The organism is Pseudorhodoferax sp. Leaf267 (genome assembly GCF_001422405.1).
Lineage (GTDB): Bacteria > Pseudomonadota > Gammaproteobacteria > Burkholderiales > Burkholderiaceae_C > Pseudorhodoferax.
In genome coordinates, this window is record NZ_LMMV01000021.1 from 129797 (window position 1) to 152561 (window position 22765).

25 protein-coding genes are annotated in these 22765 nt (G+C 64.4%); 3 read left to right on the plus strand and 22 right to left on the minus strand.

Annotated features, from left to right (window positions below):
- Window positions 1-48 precede the first annotated feature (48 nt).
- The 9 genes from ASF43_RS17720 to ASF43_RS17755 all read right to left on the minus strand — a co-directional run bounded on the left by ASF43_RS17720 (window position 49) and on the right by ASF43_RS17755 (window position 6400).
- Window positions 49-432, minus strand: coding sequence for a hypothetical protein (locus ASF43_RS17720; protein ID WP_156373387.1), 384 nt, complete (start codon window positions 430-432; stop codon window positions 49-51).
- A 39-nt stretch (window positions 433-471) separates the two neighbouring features.
- Window positions 472-786: a copper-binding protein gene (locus ASF43_RS17725; protein ID WP_082497946.1), complete on the minus strand. Its 315-nt coding sequence runs from the start codon at window positions 784-786 to the stop codon at window positions 472-474.
- An 11-nt stretch (window positions 787-797) separates the two neighbouring features.
- Entirely contained in the window at window positions 798-1256 is a 459-nt protein-coding gene (locus ASF43_RS17730; RefSeq protein ID WP_056183828.1) for a DUF411 domain-containing protein, read from the minus strand.
- Window positions 1253-1756, minus strand: a complete 504-nt coding sequence (locus ASF43_RS17735) for a plastocyanin/azurin family copper-binding protein (RefSeq protein ID WP_056183830.1) — start codon at window positions 1754-1756, stop codon at window positions 1253-1255. Before ASF43_RS17735 ends, ASF43_RS17730 begins: the two co-directional genes overlap by 4 nt.
- 28 nt (window positions 1757-1784) lie before the next feature.
- A complete protein-coding gene (locus ASF43_RS17740) occupies window positions 1785-3155 on the minus strand; it encodes a multicopper oxidase family protein (protein WP_056183832.1) in 1371 nt (456 codons plus the stop codon).
- Between the two features lie 11 nt (window positions 3156-3166).
- A complete protein-coding gene (locus ASF43_RS17745) occupies window positions 3167-4564 on the minus strand; it encodes a TolC family protein (protein WP_200932566.1) in 1398 nt (465 codons plus the stop codon).
- Complete coding sequence (locus tag ASF43_RS30805; protein ID WP_156373388.1) at window positions 4561-4887, minus strand: hypothetical protein; 327 nt, start codon at window positions 4885-4887, stop codon at window positions 4561-4563. The genes ASF43_RS17745 and ASF43_RS30805 overlap by 4 nt, the downstream gene beginning before the upstream one ends.
- Window positions 4888-5619: 732 nt before the next feature.
- Window positions 5620-6012 (minus strand): DUF305 domain-containing protein, encoded by a 393-nt coding sequence (locus ASF43_RS17750; protein WP_235578290.1) that lies wholly within the window; start codon window positions 6010-6012, stop codon window positions 5620-5622.
- A 196-nt stretch (window positions 6013-6208) separates the two neighbouring features.
- Window positions 6209-6400: a heavy-metal-associated domain-containing protein gene (locus ASF43_RS17755; protein WP_056183836.1), complete on the minus strand. Its 192-nt coding sequence runs from the start codon at window positions 6398-6400 to the stop codon at window positions 6209-6211.
- A gap of 172 nt (window positions 6401-6572) precedes the next feature.
- Here ASF43_RS17755 and ASF43_RS17760 point away from each other — a divergent pair, with 172 nt between their 5' ends.
- Both ASF43_RS17760 and cueR read left to right on the plus strand, forming a co-directional pair.
- The gene (locus ASF43_RS17760) at window positions 6573-9062 is read left to right on the plus strand and encodes a heavy metal translocating P-type ATPase (RefSeq protein WP_056183837.1); all 2490 of its coding nucleotides are present in this window, start codon (window positions 6573-6575) and stop codon (window positions 9060-9062) included.
- Entirely contained in the window at window positions 9059-9481 is a 423-nt protein-coding gene (gene cueR, locus ASF43_RS17765) for a Cu(I)-responsive transcriptional regulator (RefSeq protein ID WP_056183839.1), read from the plus strand. The genes ASF43_RS17760 and cueR overlap by 4 nt, the downstream gene beginning before the upstream one ends.
- Here cueR and ASF43_RS17770 read toward each other — a convergent pair.
- From ASF43_RS17770 to ASF43_RS29945, 13 genes are all read right to left on the minus strand, one after another.
- Window positions 9460-11265 (minus strand): MFS transporter, encoded by a 1806-nt coding sequence (locus tag ASF43_RS17770; protein WP_082497948.1) that lies wholly within the window; start codon window positions 11263-11265, stop codon window positions 9460-9462. The two genes, cueR and ASF43_RS17770, sit on opposite strands and share 22 nt — an antisense overlap.
- Complete coding sequence (locus tag ASF43_RS17775; RefSeq protein WP_056183841.1) at window positions 11262-12308, minus strand: cytochrome D1 domain-containing protein; 1047 nt, start codon at window positions 12306-12308, stop codon at window positions 11262-11264. The genes ASF43_RS17770 and ASF43_RS17775 overlap by 4 nt, the downstream gene beginning before the upstream one ends.
- Window positions 12309-12394: 86 nt before the next feature.
- Complete coding sequence (locus ASF43_RS17780) at window positions 12395-12892, minus strand: TPM domain-containing protein (protein WP_056183843.1); 498 nt, start codon at window positions 12890-12892, stop codon at window positions 12395-12397.
- Window positions 12893-12894: 2 nt separating this feature from the next.
- Complete coding sequence (locus tag ASF43_RS17785) at window positions 12895-13788, minus strand: YgcG family protein (RefSeq protein WP_056183845.1); 894 nt, start codon at window positions 13786-13788, stop codon at window positions 12895-12897.
- Entirely contained in the window at window positions 13785-14417 is a 633-nt protein-coding gene (locus tag ASF43_RS17790; protein ID WP_056183848.1) for a LemA family protein, read from the minus strand. The genes ASF43_RS17785 and ASF43_RS17790 overlap by 4 nt, the downstream gene beginning before the upstream one ends.
- 21 nt (window positions 14418-14438) lie before the next feature.
- A complete protein-coding gene (locus ASF43_RS17795; protein WP_056183850.1) occupies window positions 14439-15131 on the minus strand; it encodes a DUF6629 family protein in 693 nt (230 codons plus the stop codon).
- Entirely contained in the window at window positions 15132-15653 is a 522-nt protein-coding gene (locus ASF43_RS17800; protein WP_235578291.1) for a hypothetical protein, read from the minus strand.
- Complete coding sequence (locus tag ASF43_RS17805; RefSeq protein ID WP_056183853.1) at window positions 15650-18166, minus strand: cation-translocating P-type ATPase; 2517 nt, start codon at window positions 18164-18166, stop codon at window positions 15650-15652. The genes ASF43_RS17800 and ASF43_RS17805 overlap by 4 nt, the downstream gene beginning before the upstream one ends.
- On the minus strand, window positions 18163-18405 hold the full coding sequence (locus tag ASF43_RS17810) for a heavy-metal-associated domain-containing protein (protein ID WP_056183855.1): 243 nt from the start codon (window positions 18403-18405) through the stop codon (window positions 18163-18165). Before ASF43_RS17810 ends, ASF43_RS17805 begins: the two co-directional genes overlap by 4 nt.
- A 40-nt stretch (window positions 18406-18445) precedes the next feature.
- On the minus strand, window positions 18446-19099 hold the full coding sequence (locus tag ASF43_RS17815; RefSeq protein WP_056183856.1) for an isoprenylcysteine carboxylmethyltransferase family protein: 654 nt from the start codon (window positions 19097-19099) through the stop codon (window positions 18446-18448).
- On the minus strand, window positions 19096-19413 hold the full coding sequence (locus ASF43_RS29940) for a DUF2933 domain-containing protein (protein ID WP_082497949.1): 318 nt from the start codon (window positions 19411-19413) through the stop codon (window positions 19096-19098). Before ASF43_RS29940 ends, ASF43_RS17815 begins: the two co-directional genes overlap by 4 nt.
- 51 nt (window positions 19414-19464) lie before the next feature.
- Window positions 19465-19911: a hypothetical protein gene (locus ASF43_RS17820; protein ID WP_056184559.1), complete on the minus strand. Its 447-nt coding sequence runs from the start codon at window positions 19909-19911 to the stop codon at window positions 19465-19467.
- Window positions 19912-20102: 191 nt separating this feature from the next.
- Window positions 20103-20546: a hypothetical protein gene (locus ASF43_RS29945; RefSeq protein ID WP_156373389.1), complete on the minus strand. Its 444-nt coding sequence runs from the start codon at window positions 20544-20546 to the stop codon at window positions 20103-20105.
- Window positions 20547-20650: 104 nt separating this feature from the next.
- Between ASF43_RS29945 and ASF43_RS17825 the strand changes: the two genes are divergently transcribed.
- Complete coding sequence (locus tag ASF43_RS17825) at window positions 20651-22699, plus strand: hypothetical protein (RefSeq protein WP_235578292.1); 2049 nt, start codon at window positions 20651-20653, stop codon at window positions 22697-22699.
- Window positions 22700-22765: the final 66 nt, after the last annotated feature.

Below are 22765 nucleotides of genomic sequence, written 5' to 3' on the forward strand. Positions count from 1 at the left end.
GCCGGATGCGGTCGTGCCGCACCGGCGCCTGTCAGTCAACGGAGAGATTCAAACCCGGAGTCGCAGCGTGGCGAGGAAGACGGCGGCCGGCGGTGGCCGCGCCAACGGTGCGGCCGTCCAGCGGATGGCCTGCGCGTCTGCGGGCTGCAGCGTGAATGGCAGCACGAACAGCTGCAGCAGCAGCGGCGCCGCCACCGCCGGGACCTTCACGGTGTCCAGCGACTGCGGCGCACCAGCAGAAAACTGCGCGCACAGGGCCGGCTGCTCCGCGTCCATGCCCTCGCAAGGCTCGCCTGCGGCCATCCTCTCGGCCATGGCGGCTGCAGTCTGCTGGGTCGGGCACACATAGTTCGCCAACGCCAGCTGCGCGAACAGCAGCGAGAGCACCACGCAGAACGTGGTGGTCAGGCGGCGGAACAAGCGTCGGTTCATGGAGGTGCGCAGTCTAGCGCCGGTGGCTCAGCCTCGGCCTCAGTTGGTGGTCTGGATGGACATGACCGTGAACGCACCGTTGATCTTGTCAGCCGTGAACTTCACCTTGTCGCCGTCCTTCACTGTGTCGAGCATCTTGGGGTCCGCGACGCGAAACACCATGCTCATGGCGCCCATGTCGAGGTTCGGAATCGGCCCGTGGCGCAGGGAGATCTTGCCCTGCTCCTTGTCGATTTTCCGGACCTCACCCTCGACCAGGGGAGCGGCTGCCGATGCTGGTGCGGTTTGGGTTTGCGCCTGTGCGCCAAGGGTGGTGGCGAGAACGGCAGCGGCGAGGATGTGAGAGAGCTTCATGGTGGTTTCCTTCAAGATTGCGGATAGCGGGCAAAGACGGTCTCGCGCCCACGCTTGTCGATCAGCAGAACGACGTAGGGGTCTCGGGTATCCCCCATCTCCATCCCGGGCGACCCGACCGGCATGTCCGGTACGGTGAGCCCGATGGCGGGCGGCTTCATGGCAAGCAGGCGCTTGACCTCGGCCGCAGGTACGTGGCCTTCGACCACGTATCCGTTGACGATGCCGGTGTGACAACTGCCGAACTTGTCCGGCAAGCCGTACTTGCGGCGCGTGTTCGAAGGGTCCTGCACCTCTGTGACCTTCACTACAAAGCCAGCCGCCTTCAGGTGATCCACCCAAGCGCCACAGCAACCGCAAGTCGGGCTCTTGAACACCTCCATCGGCGGAAGGGACGTGGCGGCAAGGGCCGGCAGGCCATGCGCCGCCGCACCCACAGCCAGCGCAAGGACGACGTTGCGGCGCTTCACTTGACGGTCACCTTGCCGACCATGCCGGCTTCAAAATGCCCGGGCAGCAAGCAGGCGAATTGAAACTCGCCCGCCTGGGTGAACTGCCACACGATCTCGCCGCTCTGGCCGGGCTTGACGTGGGCCATGTAGGCCTCGTCGTGCTCCATGCCGGGGTTCTTCTTCATCTGCTCGGCGTGCTTCTTGAGTTCCGCAGGGGTGCCGAGCACCATCTCGTGCAGCACCTGGCCCTTGTTCCTGGGCACGATCTTGACGATCTCGCCGCGCTTGACGGTGATGTCCGCCGGGCTGAATCGCATCGTGTCGGCCATGTCGACCGTGATGGTGCGCGTTGCCTTCTTGGGATCGCCTTCCTGGCCAAAGGCCGTCGCCTCGACCTTGGACGCATCGAACTTGCGCGCGCTGTGTGTTTCGTCGCCGTGGGCGAACGACAACGAGGTGGCAGAAAGTGCGCCGACGGTTGCGATGACGACGAGAAGGTTCTTGGTTGCGAATGGCATGGTGTGATTCCTTTCAGGTGGGAGTTAATTAGTGACCGGTGTGCGCGCCGGAAGGCTTGCGCACGTTGAGCGTGTTGGCGTCCGCTGCGGGCGAGGGTGCGCGGGCAGGTTGTTGGACTTCGCCGTTGAACTCATAGGACACGGTGCCGGCCGGGTGCTTGTAAGGTGCAGGCTCCTTGTAGTCGCCAGGCCTCACGTCATCGCGCACCTTCACGACGCTGAACATGCCCCCCATCTCAATGGGACCGAAAGGCCCGGTGCCCGTCATCATGGGCAAGGTGTTGTCGGGCAGTGGCATTTCCATGGAGCCCATGTCGGCCATGCCCTTGTCGCCCATCACCATGTAGTCGGGTACCAGCTTGGTGATGCGCTCGGCCACGCCCTTGTGGTCGACGCCAATCATGTTGGGCACGTCGTGCCCCATGGCATTCATCGTGTGGTGCGACTTGTGACAGTGGATTGCCCAATCGCCTGCGGCAGCATCGAACTCGAAAGCCCGCATCTGGCCTACCGCGATGTCGGTCGTCACCTCCGGCCACCGGGCCGAGGGCGGCACCCAGCCGCCGTCCGTGCCGGTCACATAGAAGTGCGGCCCGTGCATGTGGATCGGGTGGTTGGTCATCGTCAGGTTGCCAACGCGCACGCGCACCCGGTCGCCGGTGCGGCACACCAGGCTGTCGATGCCCGGGAACACGCGGCTGTTCCAGGTCCACATGTTGAAATTCGTCATCTCGGCGGTCTTCGGCGTGGCGGCCCCGGGCTCGATGTCGTAGGACGCAAGCAGGAAGACGAAGTCCCGGTCCACGCGCATCTGCCGCTGGTCCTTGGGATGGATGACGAACATGCCCATCATGCCCATGGCCATCTGCGTCATCTCGTCCGCATGCGGGTGGTACATGTGCGTGCCGGCGCGCAGCAGCGTGAACTCGTAGACGAAGGTCTTGCCCACGGGGATGTGCGGTTGCGTGAGGCCGCCGACGCCATCCATGCCGCTTGGCAGCATGATGCCGTGCCAGTGCACCGTGGTGTGCTCGGGCAGCTTGTTGGTGACGAAGATGCGCACGCGGTCGCCTTCGACCGCTTCGATGGTCGGGCCTGGGCTGGAGCCGTTGTAGCCCCACAGGTTGGCCTTCATGCCCGGTGCGAACTCTCGCACGACCGGTTCGGCCACCAGATGAAATTCCTTCACGCCATTGTTCATGCGCCAGGGAAGACTCCACCCATTGAGCGTGGCCACCGGGTTGTAGGGCCGGCCCGTGCTGGGCATCAGCAAGGGTTGCATGGCCGGCGACGTCTGGTAGATCGCCTCCGGCAGGGATGCGGCACCGACGCGGCTGACAGCCGCGGCGCCCAGGGCGACGGCACCGGCCGTCTTGAAGAAGTTTCTGCGGTTCGACATGTGGATTTCTTTCAATGGCCAGCGGCCGCTTCGGAGGCACCGCCGGGCGCAGCACCCAACGCACTGCCGCCCGGTGAGCGGCCCGTCAATGCGCTCTGCAGATTGGTTTCGGCGACCCAGAAGTCGCGCAGGGCTTGCACGTAATCCGCAACCCCACGCACCTGTTCGCGCGAGTCGGACAGCAGCTCGAAAACGCTGATCAGCATGCCGTTGTAGCGCAGCAGGTTTTCTTCGGAGATGCGCTTGCGCAGCGGCACGACCTCGTCGCGGTAGTGCCTGGCCAGGTCGAAGGCCGTGCGGTAGGCTCCGTAGGATTCGCGCACCTCGGACTGGGCATTGACGGCCACTTCCGCTGTGCGATGCACCGCCTGCATGTACACCGCTTCGGCCCGGTTGGTCCGCACCGATCCGAAGTCGAACAAGGGAAGCTCCAGTTCGATCTCGAACCCGTTCGCCCGCGGGCTACCGCTCTCGCTCTTGTTGGTGTAGCCCACCTCCAGCACGTTGATGAAGCGGGTGGCCTTGGTGAGTCCATAGGCGCTTGCAGTAGAGGCCGCCGCGCGCTTGGCCATCAACACGTCCAGCCGTTTTTCCAGAGCTGTCCGCTCGGCATCCACCGGCTGCGTTGGTGCTTTCGGCAGATCGGGCAGCCGGTCAGGCAGCTTGAAGCCGAGTTGCTCTCCCGACAAGCCGAGCAGCCTGATCAATCGCTCGCGCTCGGCTTGGGCTTGCTGCTGCGCTCTGGCCAGGCTCGCCGTCGCGTCGGCATAGAACGCCTGCTCGCGCATCTGCGCCAACTTGTTGAAATTGCCGGCCAACACCATGCGCCGGGCCAGCTCGTTCGAAGCATCGGCTGCTTCCTTCACCTGGCTGTAGTAGCGCACCAGCTCCTGTGCCGCCACGGCGCCGAAGTAAGCTCGACGCGTCTCCGACGCGACGCCAACGGCTTCGTAGGCGGCCTGGAATTGCGCCTGCTCGAAGTTGCGCTGCTGCATCTGCGTCGCTCTCGGCATGGTGATGATGCTCAGGATGTTGAACATCACCGCGCGCTCGATCTCGACGACACCGGAACCCGACATCCGTCCGAAACTCAGCAAGGGATTGGGGAGCCGGCCCGCCTGCACCAGACTGGCCTCGGCGATGCCGAGCTGCTGGAGGTTGGCCTGCAGCCCACGGTTGTTGAGCAGCGCCAGTTCGACAGCGGTGTCTGCGCTCAAGGGCTGCTTCAGGAGGTCTGCGACGCGCAGCCTGGCTGCACTCGAATCCTGATCGGTTCGCTGCAGGGCGACCGACTGCCCGGTCCTCTCCTTGGTGAGATCGGACACGCGGCCCATGCCGCCGTCGGGCGAGTAGGAAGCGCAGCCTGCCAGGACCAGGACAGCGCTGGCTGCCACGGTGAGGCGCATCATGGTTTGGCTCCTGGCATCGGATGGCCCTGATGGCCCTGGTGCATCGGCATAGCGTGACCAGGCATCTGGCCTGGCACATGCGAGGCGGGGGCGGCACCACTGCCGTGGCCAGATCCGCCGGGTGCCTTGCCCACATCGTCGTTCAGCCGGCGCCAGTCGCCCGCCTTGATGTCCGTCCACGGCTTGTAGTCGGAGAAAGCGGACTGGTAGGACAGCTGTGGCGAAGGAGTGGCCGTTTGGGCGTCAGAACTTGGTTGGGCAAGAACGCCCAACGGCAGGCTCAGCGCCACGGTAGGCGCCAGCCACGGAAGAAAGTTTTTCATGGTTCGAAGACATCTTGAACGCCGACGGTCAGGTCGGCACGTGCCCGCGCGGTGCACGCGCGAGCCCCATCAGGCCTCTATCGGAGGCCTCGCAGGGTCAGATGGTTCGTGGTGGGCGCTCAAGACCACCCGGAACGAAGCTCGGGGGTTGGACGCGAAGGAATGGAGCAGGCTCCGTCGCCATGTTCGCAGACGCTACGACGATGGAATGTCCCAGAGGCGCCGGGGTCAGCGAGCAGAACGCTGCACACATGGTGCACTTATCTTGAGCCGATGTGGAATCGGAGTGATCGTGCACGGCATGGGGTGCATCTGGTGTCGCCTGGTCGTGTGCGTGCGTCGATGCCCCTCCGTGCCCAAGGCCTGCTGGCGCCTCTTTGACCACCATCATCTGAGCACTCGGCGCGCCGTCAACTCCAGGCGGGCACAGCATAGCAGCCGCCATCACGCCCCTCAATGGGAGGAGCGCGCACAGAAGGATCAGCAGCCAAAAACGGAGTTGGTTCACAGGGGACAAGTGCGAAGAGCAGGTGGCAACTTACCGAGCGGAACTTCAAAAAGGAAATCGCGAAGGGCTGGCGAAGAGGTCACTACAACTCAACATCAGCGCAACTGTATCAGTCCAAGGTTGACCTAGCGGCGCAAGGCAGATGACAAATTTGTCATCCGGTGTTCGCCACAACCCGCACCAGTTTCTGGCCGTACAGCGCGATCTGGTGCTCCTACGCCAATCTACTTTTGCTTGGCGAGCCACTTGTCGAACTGCGCCATCTCTTTCTTCTGAGCGACGATGATCTGCTTGGCCATGGCCTTCATTTCGGGCGACTTTCCGCTGGCAAGTTCCATCTCTGCCATGTTCAACGCTTGCTGGTGGTGGATCTTCATCATCATGGCGAAGTCTTTGTCGGTATCACCCGTCATCGGCATCTTCTGCATGGCGTCCATGCCCATCATCATGGACGCCTTCATGTCATGCGGACCGGCCGCGCCCTTGTGCATCTGTCCCATGGGCATGCTAGCGGACGGCGCCGTTGCAGGAGCTGTTTGGGCCTGAGCTGCTGCAACCCAAAGGGCCATCAACGGGACAAGGCACGTGGCCTTTAGGGTACACATCTTGTGTTTCATCAAGCTCTCCAAATAACGGGTTGTGTACGACGTGCACCATGGCGGCCTGGCTGACTTAACTGCAAAAGTGCTCTCCCATCGTCGGAAGCTAGTCGCAGCACTATCCCGCCTCAATCTACATCTCGCCGCTCGCGACCGCGTAGGAGCGCGATACAGCGCAATGTAAGGAAGCACCCTGGCCGATGGTCTTTGGTCGTCACCCTGGCACGTATCCCGCCTCGACAATCGCCGCCTCGATCGTCTCACGGTCTTCAGTGGTCTCGACGCGCACGCTGTGGCGGGCGAGGTCGATCTCGACCACAGCCTGCGGGTCGGTCTGCTTGATGGCCTTGGTGACGACGCTGACGCAATGGCCGCATGTCATGGTGGGGAGCGTCAGTTCGAGCATGGTGGACCTTCAGGTGGTGAAAGCAGGAATGTTCGACCTTGCCACGGTGGTAGGGTCAAGCGATTTGTGGCAGTCCCTGTTCCATGAAGGGTTTCTGGCGCGGCATGTTTTGACATTCCCATGATGGGAAGCCTGAAACTTGGCCACCATACGCAACCTCGGGCTCTCCACCATGAACTCTGCCATCGCACCCCTTCAGCCAGGCGCTCTGCTCGACTGGAGCCTGCCCATCGAAGGCATGACCTGCGCTTCATGCGTGGGACGCGTCGAGCGCGCCTTGCAGAAACTGCCCGGCGTGGTCGAAGCCAGTGTGAATCTGGCGACCGAGACGGCCAGCGTCCGGACGGCCCCGGACCTCGACCTCGCGGACCTTCGCGCTGCCGTCGAGAAGGCGGGCTACACGGTCGGCGAAAGCAGCGTGACGCTGGCCATCGACGGGATGACCTGCGCGTCGTGTGTGTCGCGTGTCGAGAAGGCCCTGCTGCGCGTTCCGGGCGTGTTGCGGGCCGAAGTGAACCTGGCCACCGAGTCGGCGTCCGTCACGCTGGCCACGCGCCAGATCGACGAGGCAGCGCTCATTGCTGCAGTGGAGCGCGCGGGCTACGTGGCGCGGCCACGGCATGCCGAGTCCGGGGGGGACGCCGGGGCCGGCGCAGCCACCGGGCGAACGTCGGAATGGTGGCCCGTGGCGGTCGCTGCGGCCCTCTCGGCACCGCTGGTGTTGCCGATGGTCGGCCTGCTGTTTGGCCAGCATTGGATGCTCCCCGGCTGGATCCAGCTCGCACTGGCCACGCCAGTGCAATTCTGGTTGGGCGCCCGCTTCTACCGTGCGGGCTGGAAGGCGCTCAAGGCGGGAAGCGGCAACATGGACTTGCTGGTCGCCCTGGGCACGAGTGCCGGCTACGGTCTGAGCGTGGTGCAACTGCTGCGCTATGGCAACCAGAGCATGCAGTTGTACTTCGAGGCCTCGGCCGTGGTGATCACGCTGGTGCTACTGGGCAAATGGATGGAAACGCGCGCCAAGCGCCAGACCACCGAAGCCATCCGGGCGCTGAATGCCTTGCGCCCCGAGACCGCCCGCGTGCGCAGGGACGGCGCCGATACCGAGGTGCCCGTGGCGCAGGTGCGCGTCGGCGACCTCGTGGTTGTCCGCCCTGGCGAGCGCCTGCCGGTGGATGGCCAGGTGGTCGAGGGCAGCAGCGACGTCGATGAATCGCTGATCACGGGTGAGAGCCTGCCGGTAGCCAAGCACGGCGGCGACAGGGTCACCGGCGGCGCGGTGAACGGTGAAGGCCTCCTGATCGTGGAAACGACGGCAGTGGGTGCTGAGTCGACGCTGGCGCGCATCGTGCGCCTGGTCGAATCGGCACAGGCCAAGAAAGCGCCTATCCAGCGGCTCGTGGATCGGGTGAGCGCGGTCTTCGTGCCGGTGGTGATCGGCATCGCGCTGGTCACCGTGCTGGGCTGGGGCTTGACCACGGGCGACTGGGAAGCGGCCATCCTGAACGCCGTGGCGGTCCTGGTGATCGCCTGCCCCTGCGCACTGGGCCTGGCCACGCCGACGGCCATCATGGTGGGAACCGGCGCCGCCGCCAAGGTGGGCATCCTCATCAAGGATGCCGAGGCTCTGGAAGTGGCGCATGGCGTGACGGTGGTGGCCTTCGACAAGACCGGCACGTTGACCGTCGGCAAGCCGGAGCTGACGGCAGCGGTGCCAGCCGCGTGGACCGACCGGGCCGCGCTCCTGTCTGCCAGCGCTGCGGTGCAGGCCGGCAGCGAGCATCCGCTGGCTTCGGCCGTGCTGAACACGGCAAGAAGCGAAGGGCTGGCCATGGCGCCCGCAACAGCCGTGCGCGCCGTGTCGGGCCGTGGTGTCGCGGCCGTCGTGGAGGGGCGCGAGCTGCGGCTGGGCAGCAGCCGCTTCATGCAGGAGCTGAAGGTGGACACGACGACGCTCGCCGACGCGGCGGCCGAATGGCAGGCGCGTGGCTGCACGGTGTCTTGGCTGGCCGAGGTGCCGTCTTCCGGGTTGCCATCCAGTCCACCAGCAAGCGCATCGGAACAGACACCCGCCTTGCCACCGTCCCTACCACGTCTGCTGGGCCTGCTGGCGTTTGGCGACGCCCCGAAGGCCAGTGCGGCAGCGGCCGTCCGTGCATTGCAGCAGTTGGGCATCCGCTCGGCGCTCATCACGGGCGACAACGCGGGCAGCGCAAAAGGCGTGGCGCAGGCGCTGGGCATCACCGATGTGCATGCCGACGTGTTGCCCGAGCACAAGGCCGACATCGTGGCGAAGCTGAAAGCCGGTGGCGAACGCGTCGCGATGGTCGGGGACGGCATCAACGACGCGCCCGCGCTGGCCATTGCCGACGTCGGCATCGCCATGTCCACGGGAACCGACGTTGCGATGCACACGGCGGGCATCACGCTGATGCGCGGCGACCCGGCGTTGGTGGCCGATGCCATCGACATCTCGCGCCGCACTTACGCCAAGATCCGGCAGAACCTTTTCTGGGCCTTCATCTACAACGTGGTGGGCATTCCGTTGGCCGCGTTCGGCTTGCTGAGCCCGGTGATCGCGGGTGCGGCGATGGCTTTCAGCAGTGTCAGTGTGGTCGGCAACGCGCTGCTGCTGCGGCGCTGGAAGGGAGCACCGCGATGAACAACGCCGCGCAATTCAACATCGGCGAGGCCGCTGCGCGTTCGGGTGTCTCCGCCAAGATGGTGCGGCACTACGAGTCGCTCGGTCTGCTGCCGACGGTGGCGCGCACCGAGGCTGGGTACCGTCTTTACGGCGACAAGGAAGTGCACACGCTGCGCTTCATACGCCGCGCGCGCGATCTGGGGTTCAGCATGGCCGAGATCGCCGAGTTGTTGAAGCTTTGGCAGAACAGCGGCCGCGCCAGTGCCGACGTGAAACGCATTGCCCTGCGTCATGTGGCTGACCTGGAGCGCCGCATGGCGGCCATGGCTGAAATGCGCGACTCTCTGAAGCACTTGGCCGATTGCTGCCAAGGTGACCACCGCCCAGACTGCCCCATTCTCGAAGGGCTATCCGGTCACGAGGCGATCGCTTCCTGAGCGACAGTTTCCGGACGACGGGCGAGTTGCCGCCGCACGAACCACGCGGTCAGCAGCGGCACCACCACCCATTGCAGCAGAGGCACCAGGCCGATGCGGGTGCCGGGCACCAGCGGCATCGTCGGCATGTAACTCCAGCTCCCGATCCAATGGCCGTGCGTCGCCAGCCATTCGATGACGGCGGTGATCGAAACGGCGACCGCGATGAACAAGGCCAGCTGCCAGCGAGTCGCCGCCACGATCCAGCTGCGGCAGCGCGCGGCAACAGCGACGACGCCGTACACAAGCAGCATGATCACCGCGTCGCCGACGGAAGCCTGCAAGCACGCCCGTGTCGCCTGCGCGTGCGGCATGTCGGCCATGCCGGCATACAAGGGCGCTTGCAAGATCTCCCATGCGAAATTGAGCAGCAGCGCGAAAATCGCCACGTGGAACTCCGGCATGCCAATGACCGCATCGCCAACTTGTCTGGCTTTGATACCGAGGCGCTCAGTTCGCCACATGGAAGTCGCGTCGCTGTCGGCGATCAGTGACGGCGTCGGTGGCGATGACCACTGGTCCGGTCGGGCCAGCAGCAGTCCTAACACAACAAGCAACGGCAGCGCCAGCAATCCGTAGCTGAGATGGTCAACCACGCCGAAAAGCCAGCCCCCTGCGGCAGAGCCCAGCGCCTGGCCGAGCCCGGCTGCTGCGGTCAGGGCGCCCATCACGACGCCCAGCCTTCGCGGTGAAGACTTGGCGGCCGAATAAGCAATCACTGGCAGCACCAGACCAGTACCTGCAGAGGTCAAACTGACACCGATGTACATCCAGGCATCTGCTTGACTGGCAGCCAGGATGGCCAACCCTGCGACAGCGAACAGAAGGCCCGCACTGATCAAGACGCGTGCAGCAATCTTCTCGAGCAGCGACGTGACGAAGAGCAGTGCGTTGATGCCCAACATGACGAGACTGCACTCGGCGAGCATGATCGCGGCCTGTCGCGAAGACTGGCCGGCCTGATGCTGACCTTGCAGCACGATGCCCAACTCAAAGCCCGCCAGCACGAACATCACCGTCGCGCTCAGCCACAGCAACGCGACCGGGTGCCCCAGGAAGGGACTCGTCGTTTCGGCTTGCGCCGGTGCGTCATGCACAGGTGCTGCCGGCAAGCTGGTCAGCAGCCCCGCCATCATCACCCCGCCAAGCAAAGCCGATAGCGCCAGGACAACCTGGGCCGACAGCGCCGCGGAGACCGGTGCGCCAGCGACCCACGGCCCGACTGCATTGGCCACCGCGCTGAGTGCGGGGCCGAACAGGAATCCTAGGAGCGACATGGCTCCCAACCATGCGAAGCGCCGCGCCCGCTTGCCCGGGGGCGTGTGTTCGGCCACCAGCGCAGCCACCACAGGCACGATGGCCGCGACGAAGAAGCCCGTGGCGCCCCGCTGGACATACAGGCCCGCGAGACCCGACTCAACGGCGATCAAGGGGGCCAACAGCAACAGCGAACTGGTGACGTACCCGACAAACCCGATGATCAGGATGCGGTCGCGCCCCAGATGATCCGAGACGATCCCCCACAGTGGTGCCCCGAGCAGAACGCCCGCCGCGTAAACACTGCTGAGAAATCCCACGTGTCGGGCGACTTCAGCGGCGCTCGCATTCGGCACCACTGACATCAGCCACCCCGGCAACACTGGCAACAGTGCCCCATAGCCGGCGGACACGATGAAGACCGAGCCCGCCAGCCACCCCAGCTGTACAGGTCCCAGCTCGCTTGTGCGGGGTCGCGCCGCCTTCATGGTCCCACGCTGATGCCGTTCGGGCCTCTGCCGACGGGCACCGTCGCGACCATCTTGCGATTGGCAATGTCGATGACCGACACGGTGTTGGTGTACGTGTTGGTCACGAAGGCGTACCGCCCTTCCTGATCCACTGCCACCCCATGTGCCCCGGCGCCGGTCGTGATCGTCCCGGCCACCTTCATGCTCCCCACGTCGATCACGCTGACGGTCGTGCCCGGCTTCTTCGGCGTGCCTTGGTTGGCGACCAGTACAAGCTTGCTGTCAGGCGTTGCGTGCACCTGGATCGGCACAGGTCCGACTGCAATTTTGCGGATCACCTTGCGGCTGACCGGATCGATCACCGCGACCTTGTTTTCGCCAGACAACGATACAAAGCCCCAACGGCCGTCCGGCGTGAAACCTACCTGCGCCGGGCCTTTCCCTGCCGCGATGTGAGCGACAGGCTTTTGTCCCTCTGCATCGATGACCGACACCGTGCCGTCCTTGAGATTGGCAACCCAGACCTGTTTGCCATCAGGCGTGATTCGAAGGCCGTGGGGCGATGCACCAACAGCGATGACCCCGACGACGCGCCGAGCCGCGGTGTCCACGACGCTGACGGTGTTGTCGCCGCCATTGGTGATGTAGGCGGTTCGCCCATCGTCTGCCACCACCACATGGGCCGGATGCTTGCCCACGGGCACCTTGGCGACGACCGCATCGGTGCTGGCATCGATGACCCACACCGCGCCGGCACCCGCCATCGCCCCGTGCTCGGCCTTTGGCATTGACTTGGCCGGCATCTCGGCCGCCTTGGCGGGCTCACCATTGTTGGTAACCCACACCCATTTGCCGTCGGGGGAGACCTGCACGTTGTGCGGACCCAGCCCGACCGGGATGCTGCCAGTCTGCTTGAAGCCTGCCGCGTCGATGACGCTGACCGTGTTCGCCCCTTCATCGGCAACGTAGACCTTGCCCGTCGTTGCAGATGCAGACCCGGCAATGGCGAGCACGGCGAACTGGGTGGCAACAAGCAAGCTTTTGATGTGGCTGGTGATCATGTGCGAACTCCTGGAAAAGACATTGGGCAGGCGCAACGGCGCCCGCGTTGACTGCAAGACATCATGTGGGGTTCGGCGCGGGTGCCCTACAGCACCACCGGCTTGTCCGGCAGCTCATTTCTGTCGCGAATGTCCAAGGGGAAGTGCGCCTTCAGTTGTCGCGTCACCGCCTGCACGCCAGCCACCACCCCACTCTCGAAGTTCGACTGCCTGAAGGCCGCCTCCATCTGGCGGCAGACCGTGGCCCATTCCTGCGAATCCACCTGAGCGTTGATCCCCCGGTCCGCAACGATCTCCACGGCCCGGTCCGCGAGCAACAGGTAAATCAGCACGCCCGTCCTCTGCTGTGTGTCCCAGAGACGCAGGTGCGAGAACAGATCGATCGCACGCTCTCGGGCCGACTGGCCCTTGAACAACAGTGCTCCGTCCAGTCCCCCTTCGACCACGAAACGGATCTCTCCGGCGTGCTCGGCCTCGCTGACCTGGATGGCCGCTTCGATCTTCGTCAAGATGCCGGGGCCGAAGCTTCGACTGACCTGGCCGTCGGTCGTCAGCAGGTGGCGCGCGATGCGTTTGATGTTCATGGCTACCACCTTCCCGACCCACCGCCGCCACCGAAGCCGCCACCGCCACCGCTGAAGCCGCCGCCACCGCCACCGCGATAACCGCCACGGCCACCGCCGCCGTAATAGCCACCCATGCCGTGGCCCAGCATGCCACCCCCCACCAGGGTCAAGAGCAGCGCCACCACGCCCGCGACCAATGCCATCGAAAGGGCGCCCACCACGAACCAGGCGATCACCGCGACCACACCGCCAGTGACCAACGAGCCGGGCACTTTGCCCAGCTTGGCGCGCAGCACGCCGCCGATCGCCAGCGCCAGAACGAACAGTGTGGGCGCGTATTGCTGCACCTCGCCAATGCCCTGGCTGGACCGGACGCTCGGCGCGGGCAAAGGTTCGCCGTCGATCACGCGGATGACTTGTTCGACACCGGCCGTGATGCCGCCGTAGAAATCCTGGCTCTTGAATCGCGGGAGGATCGTCTCGCTGATGATGCGTTGGCTGGTGAGGTCGTTGAGCGCTCCCTCCAGCCCATAACCCACCTCGATGCGCATCGCGCGATCGTTCTTGGCGACCACGAGGATCGCGCCATCGTCCACCTTCTTGCGGCCGAGCTTCCATTGCTCGGCCACGCGCAGCGCATATTGTTCGACCTCTTCCGGCGCTGACGAGGCGACCATCAGCACGGCCAGCTGGCTGCCTTTACGGGCCTCGAACGCGGCGAGCGTTTGTTCCAACGCGGCCTTCTGCTCCGCGGTCAGCGTGCCGGTCTGGTCGATCACGTGCCCTGTGAGTAGCGGCACGGCCAGGAGCGCTGCGCTATGCGCGGACCACCCCAACGCACAAGCCAACAAGCCTGCAGACAGTAGCGATCTGCCGACCTCGAAAGCCCTGCCCAAGCCGCCGACTGCCGTCATTTGGACGCTCCTGGACCTGGGCCAGCGGGCTTGGACGGCGCAGTGTCGAATCCGACGCTGGGCGGCTTCGCGATGTCTTTCTCGTTCTCACCCGCAAAGGTCGGTTTTTCCTTGTAGCCGAACACCTTAGCCGTCAGGTTGGACGGGAAGGACCGCACCGTCACGTTGTAGTCCTGTACGGACTTGATGTACCGGTTGCGCGCCACGGTGATCCGGTTCTCGGTGCCCTCCAATTGCGCTGACAGGTCGCGAAACCCCTGGTTGGCCTTGAGGTTCGGATACTGTTCCGAGACCGCCATCAGCCTGGACAGCGCACCGGTCAACTCGCCTTGCGCCTGTTGAAATTTTTGAAACGCTGCGGGATCGTTGATCAGCTCCGGGGTGGCCTGGATGGATGTCGCTTTCGAGCGGGCCTCGATGACCTTGGTCAGCGTGTCCTGCTCGAACTTCGCCTCCCCCTTCACGGTGCTGACGAGGTTGGGGATCAGGTCGGCACGGCGCTGGTACTGGTTGACGACCTCAGCCCAGCCCGCCTTGACCTGCTCGTCCGTGGTTTGAAAGGTGTTGTAGCCGCAGCCGCTGAGGCTCAAGGCCGTCACGGCGACCAGAATGGCCATTGGTTTACGCATGGAGTTCTCCAGATATCGAGGTCAATTGGAAATTCGTGTCGAGGGCCGGCTTGCAACGCGCGGCGAACCGAAGGCATGGCTGCGCCGAAGCGAAAAGTGCAGATAGATCACCGTGCTCAGGAGCGCCGCGAACAGGCACCACACCGAGATGAACCACTGCGCGTAGAAGTAGTACGCGGCGCCGAAGGCCAACATCGCCAGAGCCCCGAAGGCCTTGACCCATCGGTGCGAGGAAAACAGCGGGCTCGCGGTGGTCGACAGCAGGTACAAAGTCATCGTCGCTGCGGCGAAGAAGTGCGGTGAAACGTATTCGATGTGCTGGCCTGTCGGCTTTGAGACGACCGGTAGCGCGACCAGCACGTACAGCAGATACGCGCCGAGCGCGGCTCCGGCCGCAACCAATGCGGCCAACGCTCGGCGCCGCCAACCCTCGGGCTCCATCAGCACAACAGCCACGGGAACGTAGACCGGCCATAGCACATGCGAGAAAAAAGAGTACACGTGGGTCAACACCGCGTTCAGCCGCGTGGCCTCTTGTGGAAAGGTCAGCCAGATCACACCTTCGATCAGCTGCTGCATCGCAAACAACGTGGGGATCGCTGCGAACGGCAGGGCGCGACGCTGACGCGTCGCCAGCGCCGACCTCAACGTCAGCGCACCGATCCCGAGCAGAAGCGCACCTGCGGAGAAACTTGCGGTAGCCGAGAAGCACATTCAGTCCACTCCACCGTGGCCTCGGTCGTGACCGACGGAGGTTGCTCCGTGATTCGCGAGATAGACGACGAGCCCCGCGAACCAGACCAAAGCCGGTAGCAACAGGAGCCATCTGAAATCTGACTGGAGCGCAAAGTTGGTAGCGCTCATCAGCAGGACGGTCAGTACGCCAGAAAAGCCGACGGCCCAGGGCACGCCCTTTAACCGCAGTGGCATGGCAACGGTTGCGACGAACACCGTGAGCACACCTGCCCCCGCCATGAACCCGCCCATGACGGTAAACACTTTTTGCAGCCAAGCTTCGAGTCCGGGCACCGAGGTCCGAATCTGTTCGAGGGTCGTTCCCATGAAGCGCGGGTCTTCTGGCAACAGGGGCGGCCGCAGAACGATGAAGTAAAAACCAAGACCGACGAGCCAGACGCCGCAGGCCGTGAGCATCCACGCTGAAACCCGGTGGCTGTTGCCGGCTGCCTGCGGAGACGGCCGTGCCGTCACCCCCGCATTGCGCATCGGATCGCTCATGCAGGCGCTCCTGCGGCAAGCTTCTCGGCGGTCGGTTGCCCGCCTGGCGATCCCGCGCGCTTGATGCCGGCAAGCTTTGTGCGCTTGAGCATCAAGGCGTTGATGGCCACCACTGCCGAGCTGCCCGACATCGACAGTGCGGCGATCTCCGGCGACAGCGTAAAAGGGTAGAACACGCCTGCAGCAACCGGGAAGGCGATCACGTTGTAGCCTACCGCCCACAACAGGTTCTGGTGCATCTTGCGTAACGTGGCGCGCGACAGTTCGATGGCACCGACCACGTCGTAGGGGTCGCTCTTCATCAGCACCACCTGGGCGCTTTCCATCGCCACGTCGGTGCCGGCGCCGATGGCGAAGCCCACGTCGGCCTGGGTCAGGGCCGGCGCATCGTTGATGCCGTCGCCAACCATGCCGACCTTGTTGCCCTGGTCCTGCAGTTCCTTGATCTTCGCGGCCTTCTGGCCGGGCAGCACTTCAGCCAGCACGATGTCGATGCCCAGCTCCTTGCCGATGCGCTCGGCGGTGGCCTGGTTGTCGCCGGTCATCATCGCGACCTTGACACCGCGTTCCTGCAGCTTGGCGATCGTCGCCTTCGAGGTGGGGCGCACTGCGTCGGCAATGGCAATCAGGCCGATGAGCTGGCCTGCGCGGGCCACGTGCACCACCGTACGCCCAGCACCCTCGAGCCGCGTGGCATCTGCCGCCAGTGCCGTCATCGACGCCGGGCTGACGTTCTCCGCCTGCATCAGCTTGCGGTTGCCCAGCAGTACGGCGTCCGCGCCGATGGTGGCACGGGCTCCCTGCCCGTCGATGTTGGCGAAACCCGTGGCGACCTCGACCGGTGCGGCGCCAGCATGCTTGAGCACTGCTTGCGCCAGCGGGTGTTCGGAGAACTTTTCCACCCCGGCTGCGACGGCGAGCAGTTGCGCATCGGTGATGCCGGACGCGGCGACCATCTCCACCACGTCGGGCTGACCGACGGTGAGCGTGCCGGTCTTATCGAAGACGACGACAGTCAACTTGGTGGCGTTCTCCAGGGCCGAGGCGTTCTTGAACAGGATGCCGTTCATCGCTCCCAGGCCCGTACCCACCATGATGGCCATCGGCGTTGCCAAGCCCAGTGCGTCAGGGCAGGCGATCACGAACACCGTGATCGTCAGCGTCAGCGCGAACAGCAGCGGCTGGCCCAGCACCCAGAACCAGACTGCGAAGGTGAGCAGCCCGACCGCGATGGCAGCCAGCACCAACCATTGCGACGCTCTATCGGCCAGCAATTGCCCAGGCGCCTTGGAGTTCTGCGCTTCCTGCACCAGCTTGACGATCTGCGCCAGCGCTGTGTCGGCGCCGACCTTGGAGGCCTTGTACCGAAAGCTGCCGCTCTTGTTGATCGTGGCGCCGATGACAGGGTTGCCTACCACCTTCTTCACTGGCATCGATTCACCCGTGAGCATGGACTCGTCGACCTGCGAGCTGCCCTCGGTGACTTCACCATCGACCGGGATCTTGTCGCCCGGCTTGATGACGACGGTCTCGCCAGCCAGCACCTGCGCCGTGGGCACCTGCGTCTCAACGCCGCCGCGCACGACGGTGGCCATAGGCGGTGCCAGATCCATCAGCGCGCGGATCGCGTCCGACGCGCCGGCGCGGGCACGCATCTCCAGCCAGTGACCGAGCAGGATGAAGACCAGCAGCACCGCAGAGGCCTCGAAGAACACCTCGCTCTCGTAGAAGAACGTGGCGCCCACGCTGAACAGGTAGCCCGTGCCGACGGACAGCACGATCAGCGTCGCCATGTTGGCGACCTTGTTACGCGCCGCGCGCACGGCCGCGACCAGAAACGGCCAGACCGGATAGGCAATGGCCCCGGTGGCCGCGAAGAAGAGAAAGAGCTTGCGGTCCATCCCGAACGGCACGGAAAAGTTGCCGAACATCTCGCCCATCGGCGAGTAGACGAACACCGGCACGGCAAACACCAGGGCCACCAGGAAACGGTTGCGCATGTCGTCGGCCATGCTCTGCATCGACATGCCGGGCGCATGACCCATGTCATGCATCATGTCGGCCTTGTTGTCGGCATTCTGGTTGGAGGAGGAGCCGCCTTCCCGCGCATGGCCCACGTGATCGGCGTGGCTTGCATGAGCATCCTGCACGGGTGTCGTCGGCTTCTTTGGCGCCTTGGCAATCGCGCCGACTCCAGTGTTTAGCCTGCCCGGGGCGGCAGGCATCACGTGCCCGGCGTGGCCTGCATGAGCATCCCCGAACGCCTTGTGGTCCGCCGCATCGCAGACGTGGGCCGGGACGAGTTCACCGCGGCAGTGGTAACCGCAATCGACGACGCGTTGCCGGATGGCTTCAACGGTGATCCGCGCTTCGTCGTAGTGAACGGTCGCGCTGCCGGCCACATAGTTCACGTCGGCATGATGCACGCCTGGCAGCGTCGAAAGCTGCCGATGAACACCCGCTGCGCTCAGGGTGGAAACCAGTTCGCCGACTTCGATCGTGCTGGTTTTCATGACGGCGCCAGTCCGCTATGCGCCGCCGGGCGCGCCTTGGCCAGGTAGCCGAGCCCGATGATCGCCGCTTCGATCTGGGCAGACGTGACGCGTTCGGGATCAGCCACCACCGAGGCGACGCCCGGACTCAAGGTGACATCGGCATGGCTGACGCCATCGATCTTGCTCAGCGTGCGCTGCACGCTGCCAGTGCAGCCGCCGCAGGTCATGCCGCTGACGTCGAAACTGAGGGTTTGCATGGTGAGTTTTCCTTTGGCTTTACGGCGAGGGATCAGGGTTCTACGACGACTGCGGCGCGTCAGTCTTGAACGAGGGAACGAAGCGTGGCGTGTGGACCGCATACGTTTCAAACTCGCCACCGAAACGCTTGCGCATCTCTGCTTCTTCGGTGATCGCGAGACGCCCGTACATGACCAGCAATATGGGGAACATCACCAACGTGAGCAGCGTTGGCCACTGCAGCAGGAAGCCGAGCAGGATGAGCACGAAGGCCACGTACTGCGGATGCCGAATCCGCGCATACGGCCCAGTCTTGGCCAGTTCGTTTCGGCGCTGCGCGTGATAGAGCACGTTCCAGGCGCTGGACAGCAAGTAAAAGCCGAAGCCGAGGAACACATAACTCGCGATGTGCAGCGGGCCAAAGTGCGGGTCACCCTTTTCGCCGAGCAACGTCGACCACAAGTGCCCGCTGTTGTGGGACAGCAAGTCGAGGTTCGGGTACTTCGTCTGCAGCCAGCCCGACATGAGGTAGATGCTGAGCGGGAAGCCGTACATCTCGACGAAGAGGGCGACGATGAAGGCAGCGAAGGCCCCGAAGGTGCGCCAGTCGCGCCCGGTCTGTGGCTTGAAGAAGCTGAGTGCGAACATCAGGAACAGAGCCGAATTGAGGACGACCAGCGTCCACAGGCCGTAGCCCGAAGCATCGTGGGTCATGGCTGCGCTCCTTTCTTGGGCACGGGACTGGGTTCGGATGAATCCCCAGCTCGCTCGCCTGCTTGGGGACCGTTCCCGCCCCCATGTCCACCATGCCCGCCATGCATGAACATGTGCATCAACGGACAGGCCAGCAGCAACAAGAATGGCAGTGCCCCAAAGAAATGGGCACGGTGCTCGCTCAGCAGAAAGTACGCGGCGACAGCTCCGAATACAAGCAGGCCGAGTGCATATCGGGAGCGCCAGAACGGCGCCGCACTGTGCTGGTCGGGCCGTTGAGCCGTTTGTGGTGGATGGGCATGGTCGTGAGTCATCTGAAGCCTCCGAAAAATGCGCTGTCGTGCGAGGCGGTCATGGCATCTCCCTCACGGCTTGGCCGGCGTCTGCGGGAGACGATCGGCCATCATCTCCATCATGGTCTGCATCATGTCCATGCGCTGCTCCATCATGGTCTGGCGCTCGGCCATGCTGGTCGGCGGGCTCTTGGGGCCACCCATGCCACCCATGCCACCCATCCCCTTCATCATGCTCATGCCCTCCTGCATGGTCTTCATGTGCTCGCCCATCAATGCATTGCGTTCTTCGGGTGTCTTGGCAGCCATCATCTTGTTGTGGATCTCCTGCATGGCTTTCATGTGGTTGGACATCCTGGCCATCTCTGGCGTGGTCTTGCCGGGCATGGACCTGGCAGCGGGAGCCGAGGCCGACCCCGCTGGATGGTGTGCCTTGTGCTGGTCGTGCTGCGTGGCCCAGCTGGGAGCACCGACTGCTGAGAGGGCAAGGGCGAGAGAAAAGAGACGAACGAACTTCATGGGGGACTCCTGGTTCATTGGAGAAAAGACAGGTCGTGCGTCGACCGAGATGGGATGTGTGGTGCAAAGCACCGGGCGCAGTCGTTGCGCTGATTCGTCGCGCTATCGGCACGCGAGTGCGGGCCAGGCCCGGACGAAGATGGACGCTGATGCGGAGCACGGTCGCTCCGGATCAAGCGTCATCAAGCTGGCTACAGCGCAAGTCGCGAGTAGCGAACCCTCAAAGGTGGCCCGACGGTGGGTAGGGCGAGGTCATCCGGCTGGCGGGGGGGCGGCAGGACATTTGATGATCCGGTCCACAGTGTGGCGACCAGCGGTGCCGGACCGGGGTCGTTGTGGTCAACGCCCGGGTACGTCTTAGGCAAGGTGCGCGTCCCGTCGTCACAAGCCTTTAGGCACGAGGCCTTGGTGCCGTCTGCCTCGTCATGGTGGCCAGGATCCACGCGCACCTTGCCGAGTAGCTCGGCAGGTGCTGGGCCGCTCGCAACCAGCGAAACCTTGGCCTCAGTGGCGTGCGGTTCATGTGTCTCGAGCAAGCAGGCATTTGCGAACGATGAAGCCTGCGCGAACAGCCACACCAACAGCAGCAGGAATGCCTTGCTGCGCTTGGTGTGAGTGTTGCCGAAGAACTTCATGGTGAGTGCGAGCTAGTGATGGCTCATGCTATGCAGTTGGACAAAAAGAACCTTGCTCTACATCAAGCAGGCCGCAAGGCACGGAAGAAAGCTGTTGAGTACAGATGCTGTGGCTGCTGACTCAAGACGTCTGTACGCTGCCGCACATGACGATGTGCATTTTTTTTGACTACTCGCCCTCCTGGAAGGTGCGCGAACGGACAGAAGAGCCTGCCGCTGATACCCTCGCGAATTGCAATGCGGTGCCCACCCCCGACGGTCGGTTGCCGAACTTGTCTTCCCCATCCCACGATCACCAACCAGCCGTGACCACCATACTGCAACCACCGTCGCCCGAGACGTCCCGTACCGCCATCGGCATGCTCAACAGCGCGTGCTTCTGCTTTAGCCTCGATGAGAAGGCCCTGGCGCATGCCCTTGACTCAGAACTGGGCACGCCGGGCCTTTCAGCATTGCTTCGGCAGCGCTGTCCGTACATATTCGCAGCACTGCCCGTGTTCGTGGCGACGCCTCACTTGCAACGCATGGTGCAGGTGATGCAGGCCGTTGAGTCGGTCGTGGCCTTGCCGGCCTATCGGGAGCAGGTGCTGGGCGCTGCGCCAGCGATCGCGCGGCTGGGCACGCCCGGGCCGCTCGGTGCCTTCTTCGGCTACGACTTTCATCTGAGCGAAGGACATCTTGGTCTGATCGAGATCAACACCAACGCCGGCGGGGCGATGCTCAACGCGGTGCTGGCACGCGCGCAGCATGCCTGCTGCGCAGCGGTTCATTCGATGGTGCCCACGCTTGCCAGCGTGGTGGACTTCGAACGGCAGATCGTCGCGATGTTTCGGCACGAATGGATGTTGGCTCAAGCGACGGGCGCGTCTGCAAGCACGCGGCCGCTCGCCAGCATCGCCATCGTCGACGTGGCGCCCGAGGGCCAGTACCTCTACCCCGAGTTTCTGCTGTTCCAGCAGTTGTTCGAGCGGCATGGCCTGCGCGCGGTGATCGCCGATCCAGCTGCGTTGGAGTGGCGCGATGGCATGTTGTGGCACGGCGACCTGGCCATCGATCTGGTCTACAACCGCTTGACCGATTTCTACCTTGACGAGCCTTCCAGCGCCGCACTGCGTGAAGCGTACCTGCAGCGCGCCGTGGTGCTCACACCGCACCCGCGGGCCCATGCGCTGTACGCCGACAAGCGGAACCTGGCGCTGTTCAGCGACGCTGCGCGGCTGCAAGCGCTGGGCGTTCCCCACGCCATGCAGCACACGCTGCTCGAGCACGTACCGCGCACCGAGTTGGTCGAGCCTGCGCAGGCACAGCGTTTGTGGGATGCGCGCCGCAGCTTGTTCTTCAAGCCCGTCGCAGGCTTTGGCGGCCGTGCGGCCTATCGGGGAGACAAACTGACCAAGCGGGTCTGGCAAGACATCCTGGCAGGGGACTATGTGGCCCAGGCCATCGTCGCGCCCGGCGAGCGGGTGATCGACGACCCGGACGGGGCAGCACCCGAGCAGGCCACCAAGGCAATGAAGTTCGACCTGCGCGCCTACACCTACGATGGCGCGATGCAGTGGGTAGCCGCTCGGATGTACCAGGGGCAGACCACCAACTTCCGCACACCGGGTGGTGGCTTCGCGCCGGTGTACAGCGCGGCCGATGCATCAGGTCGAACCGTGCAGGCCTGCACTGGCAACGTCGGCCCTGAAGACGCTGCGCATGCTTCCTACGTCTTCCTGCTCGACGACAGCAGCGGTGTCCACCCGGTCCCCCACGCCTTGTACGTGGCCATGGCGCGCGGCGAGGCCACGCTGGAGGCCATGGCGGGGCAGACCTTGCGTCTGGCCGACTGGTATGTGCGCCTGAAAGGCGACATGCCGGACGTCGTCGTCAACGAGACCTACAGCCTGGTGCATTTCGACGCGCAAGGGCGCGCTGGTCTGGCGCCAGCACGCACCTCAGGTAACGCGCAGGGAGACACATGCGAGAACCCGGCGTGGCCCACCGATGCGGAACGGAGCTCCATGAGCGCATTGCTGTGGGCCGATGCCGGTACAACCCAAGCGTCTCCCTCAGCCAGATATACCGGGGGCGCTGCCCTTGATTGCTCGAACGGTCAATCCACCAGCTGCGATGGGCATGGACGGCAGGGCGGCAGCGCGCAGTCTTAGGCCACCACACGCAGCGTGCTCGATGGTTCAGCGCACAACAAACGGATTGAAGCGCGTGCAACGCCT

Coding starts and splice junctions, on each gene's coding strand:
- ASF43_RS17720 (WP_156373387.1), bottom strand. CDS start 432: ATGAACCGACGCTTGTTCCGCCGCCTGACCACCACGTTCTGCGTGGTG.
- ASF43_RS17725 (WP_082497946.1), bottom strand. CDS start 786: ATGAAGCTCTCTCACATCCTCGCCGCTGCCGTTCTCGCCACCACCCTT.
- ASF43_RS17735 (WP_056183830.1), bottom strand. CDS start 1,756: ATGCCATTCGCAACCAAGAACCTTCTCGTCGTCATCGCAACCGTCGGC.
- ASF43_RS17740 (WP_056183832.1), bottom strand. CDS start 3,155: ATGTCGAACCGCAGAAACTTCTTCAAGACGGCCGGTGCCGTCGCCCTG.
- ASF43_RS17745 (WP_200932566.1), bottom strand. CDS start 4,564: ATGATGCGCCTCACCGTGGCAGCCAGCGCTGTCCTGGTCCTGGCAGGC.
- ASF43_RS30805 (WP_156373388.1), bottom strand. CDS start 4,887: ATGAAAAACTTTCTTCCGTGGCTGGCGCCTACCGTGGCGCTGAGCCTG.
- ASF43_RS17750 (WP_235578290.1), bottom strand. CDS start 6,012: ATGAAACACAAGATGTGTACCCTAAAGGCCACGTGCCTTGTCCCGTTG.
- ASF43_RS17755 (WP_056183836.1), bottom strand. CDS start 6,400: ATGCTCGAACTGACGCTCCCCACCATGACATGCGGCCATTGCGTCAGC.
- ASF43_RS17760 (WP_056183837.1), top strand. CDS start 6,573: ATGAACTCTGCCATCGCACCCCTTCAGCCAGGCGCTCTGCTCGACTGG.
- cueR (WP_056183839.1), top strand. CDS start 9,059: ATGAACAACGCCGCGCAATTCAACATCGGCGAGGCCGCTGCGCGTTCG.
- ASF43_RS17770 (WP_082497948.1), bottom strand. CDS start 11,265: ATGAAGGCGGCGCGACCCCGCACAAGCGAGCTGGGACCTGTACAGCTG.
- ASF43_RS17775 (WP_056183841.1), bottom strand. CDS start 12,308: ATGATCACCAGCCACATCAAAAGCTTGCTTGTTGCCACCCAGTTCGCC.
- ASF43_RS17780 (WP_056183843.1), bottom strand. CDS start 12,892: ATGAACATCAAACGCATCGCGCGCCACCTGCTGACGACCGACGGCCAG.
- ASF43_RS17785 (WP_056183845.1), bottom strand. CDS start 13,788: ATGACGGCAGTCGGCGGCTTGGGCAGGGCTTTCGAGGTCGGCAGATCG.
- ASF43_RS17790 (WP_056183848.1), bottom strand. CDS start 14,417: ATGCGTAAACCAATGGCCATTCTGGTCGCCGTGACGGCCTTGAGCCTC.
- ASF43_RS17795 (WP_056183850.1), bottom strand. CDS start 15,131: ATGTGCTTCTCGGCTACCGCAAGTTTCTCCGCAGGTGCGCTTCTGCTC.
- ASF43_RS17800 (WP_235578291.1), bottom strand. CDS start 15,653: ATGAGCGATCCGATGCGCAATGCGGGGGTGACGGCACGGCCGTCTCCG.
- ASF43_RS17805 (WP_056183853.1), bottom strand. CDS start 18,166: ATGAAAACCAGCACGATCGAAGTCGGCGAACTGGTTTCCACCCTGAGC.
- ASF43_RS17810 (WP_056183855.1), bottom strand. CDS start 18,405: ATGCAAACCCTCAGTTTCGACGTCAGCGGCATGACCTGCGGCGGCTGC.
- ASF43_RS17815 (WP_056183856.1), bottom strand. CDS start 19,099: ATGACCCACGATGCTTCGGGCTACGGCCTGTGGACGCTGGTCGTCCTC.
- ASF43_RS29940 (WP_082497949.1), bottom strand. CDS start 19,413: ATGACTCACGACCATGCCCATCCACCACAAACGGCTCAACGGCCCGAC.
- ASF43_RS17820 (WP_056184559.1), bottom strand. CDS start 19,911: ATGAAGTTCGTTCGTCTCTTTTCTCTCGCCCTTGCCCTCTCAGCAGTC.
- ASF43_RS29945 (WP_156373389.1), bottom strand. CDS start 20,546: ATGAAGTTCTTCGGCAACACTCACACCAAGCGCAGCAAGGCATTCCTG.
- ASF43_RS17825 (WP_235578292.1), top strand. CDS start 20,651: ATGCTGTGGCTGCTGACTCAAGACGTCTGTACGCTGCCGCACATGACG.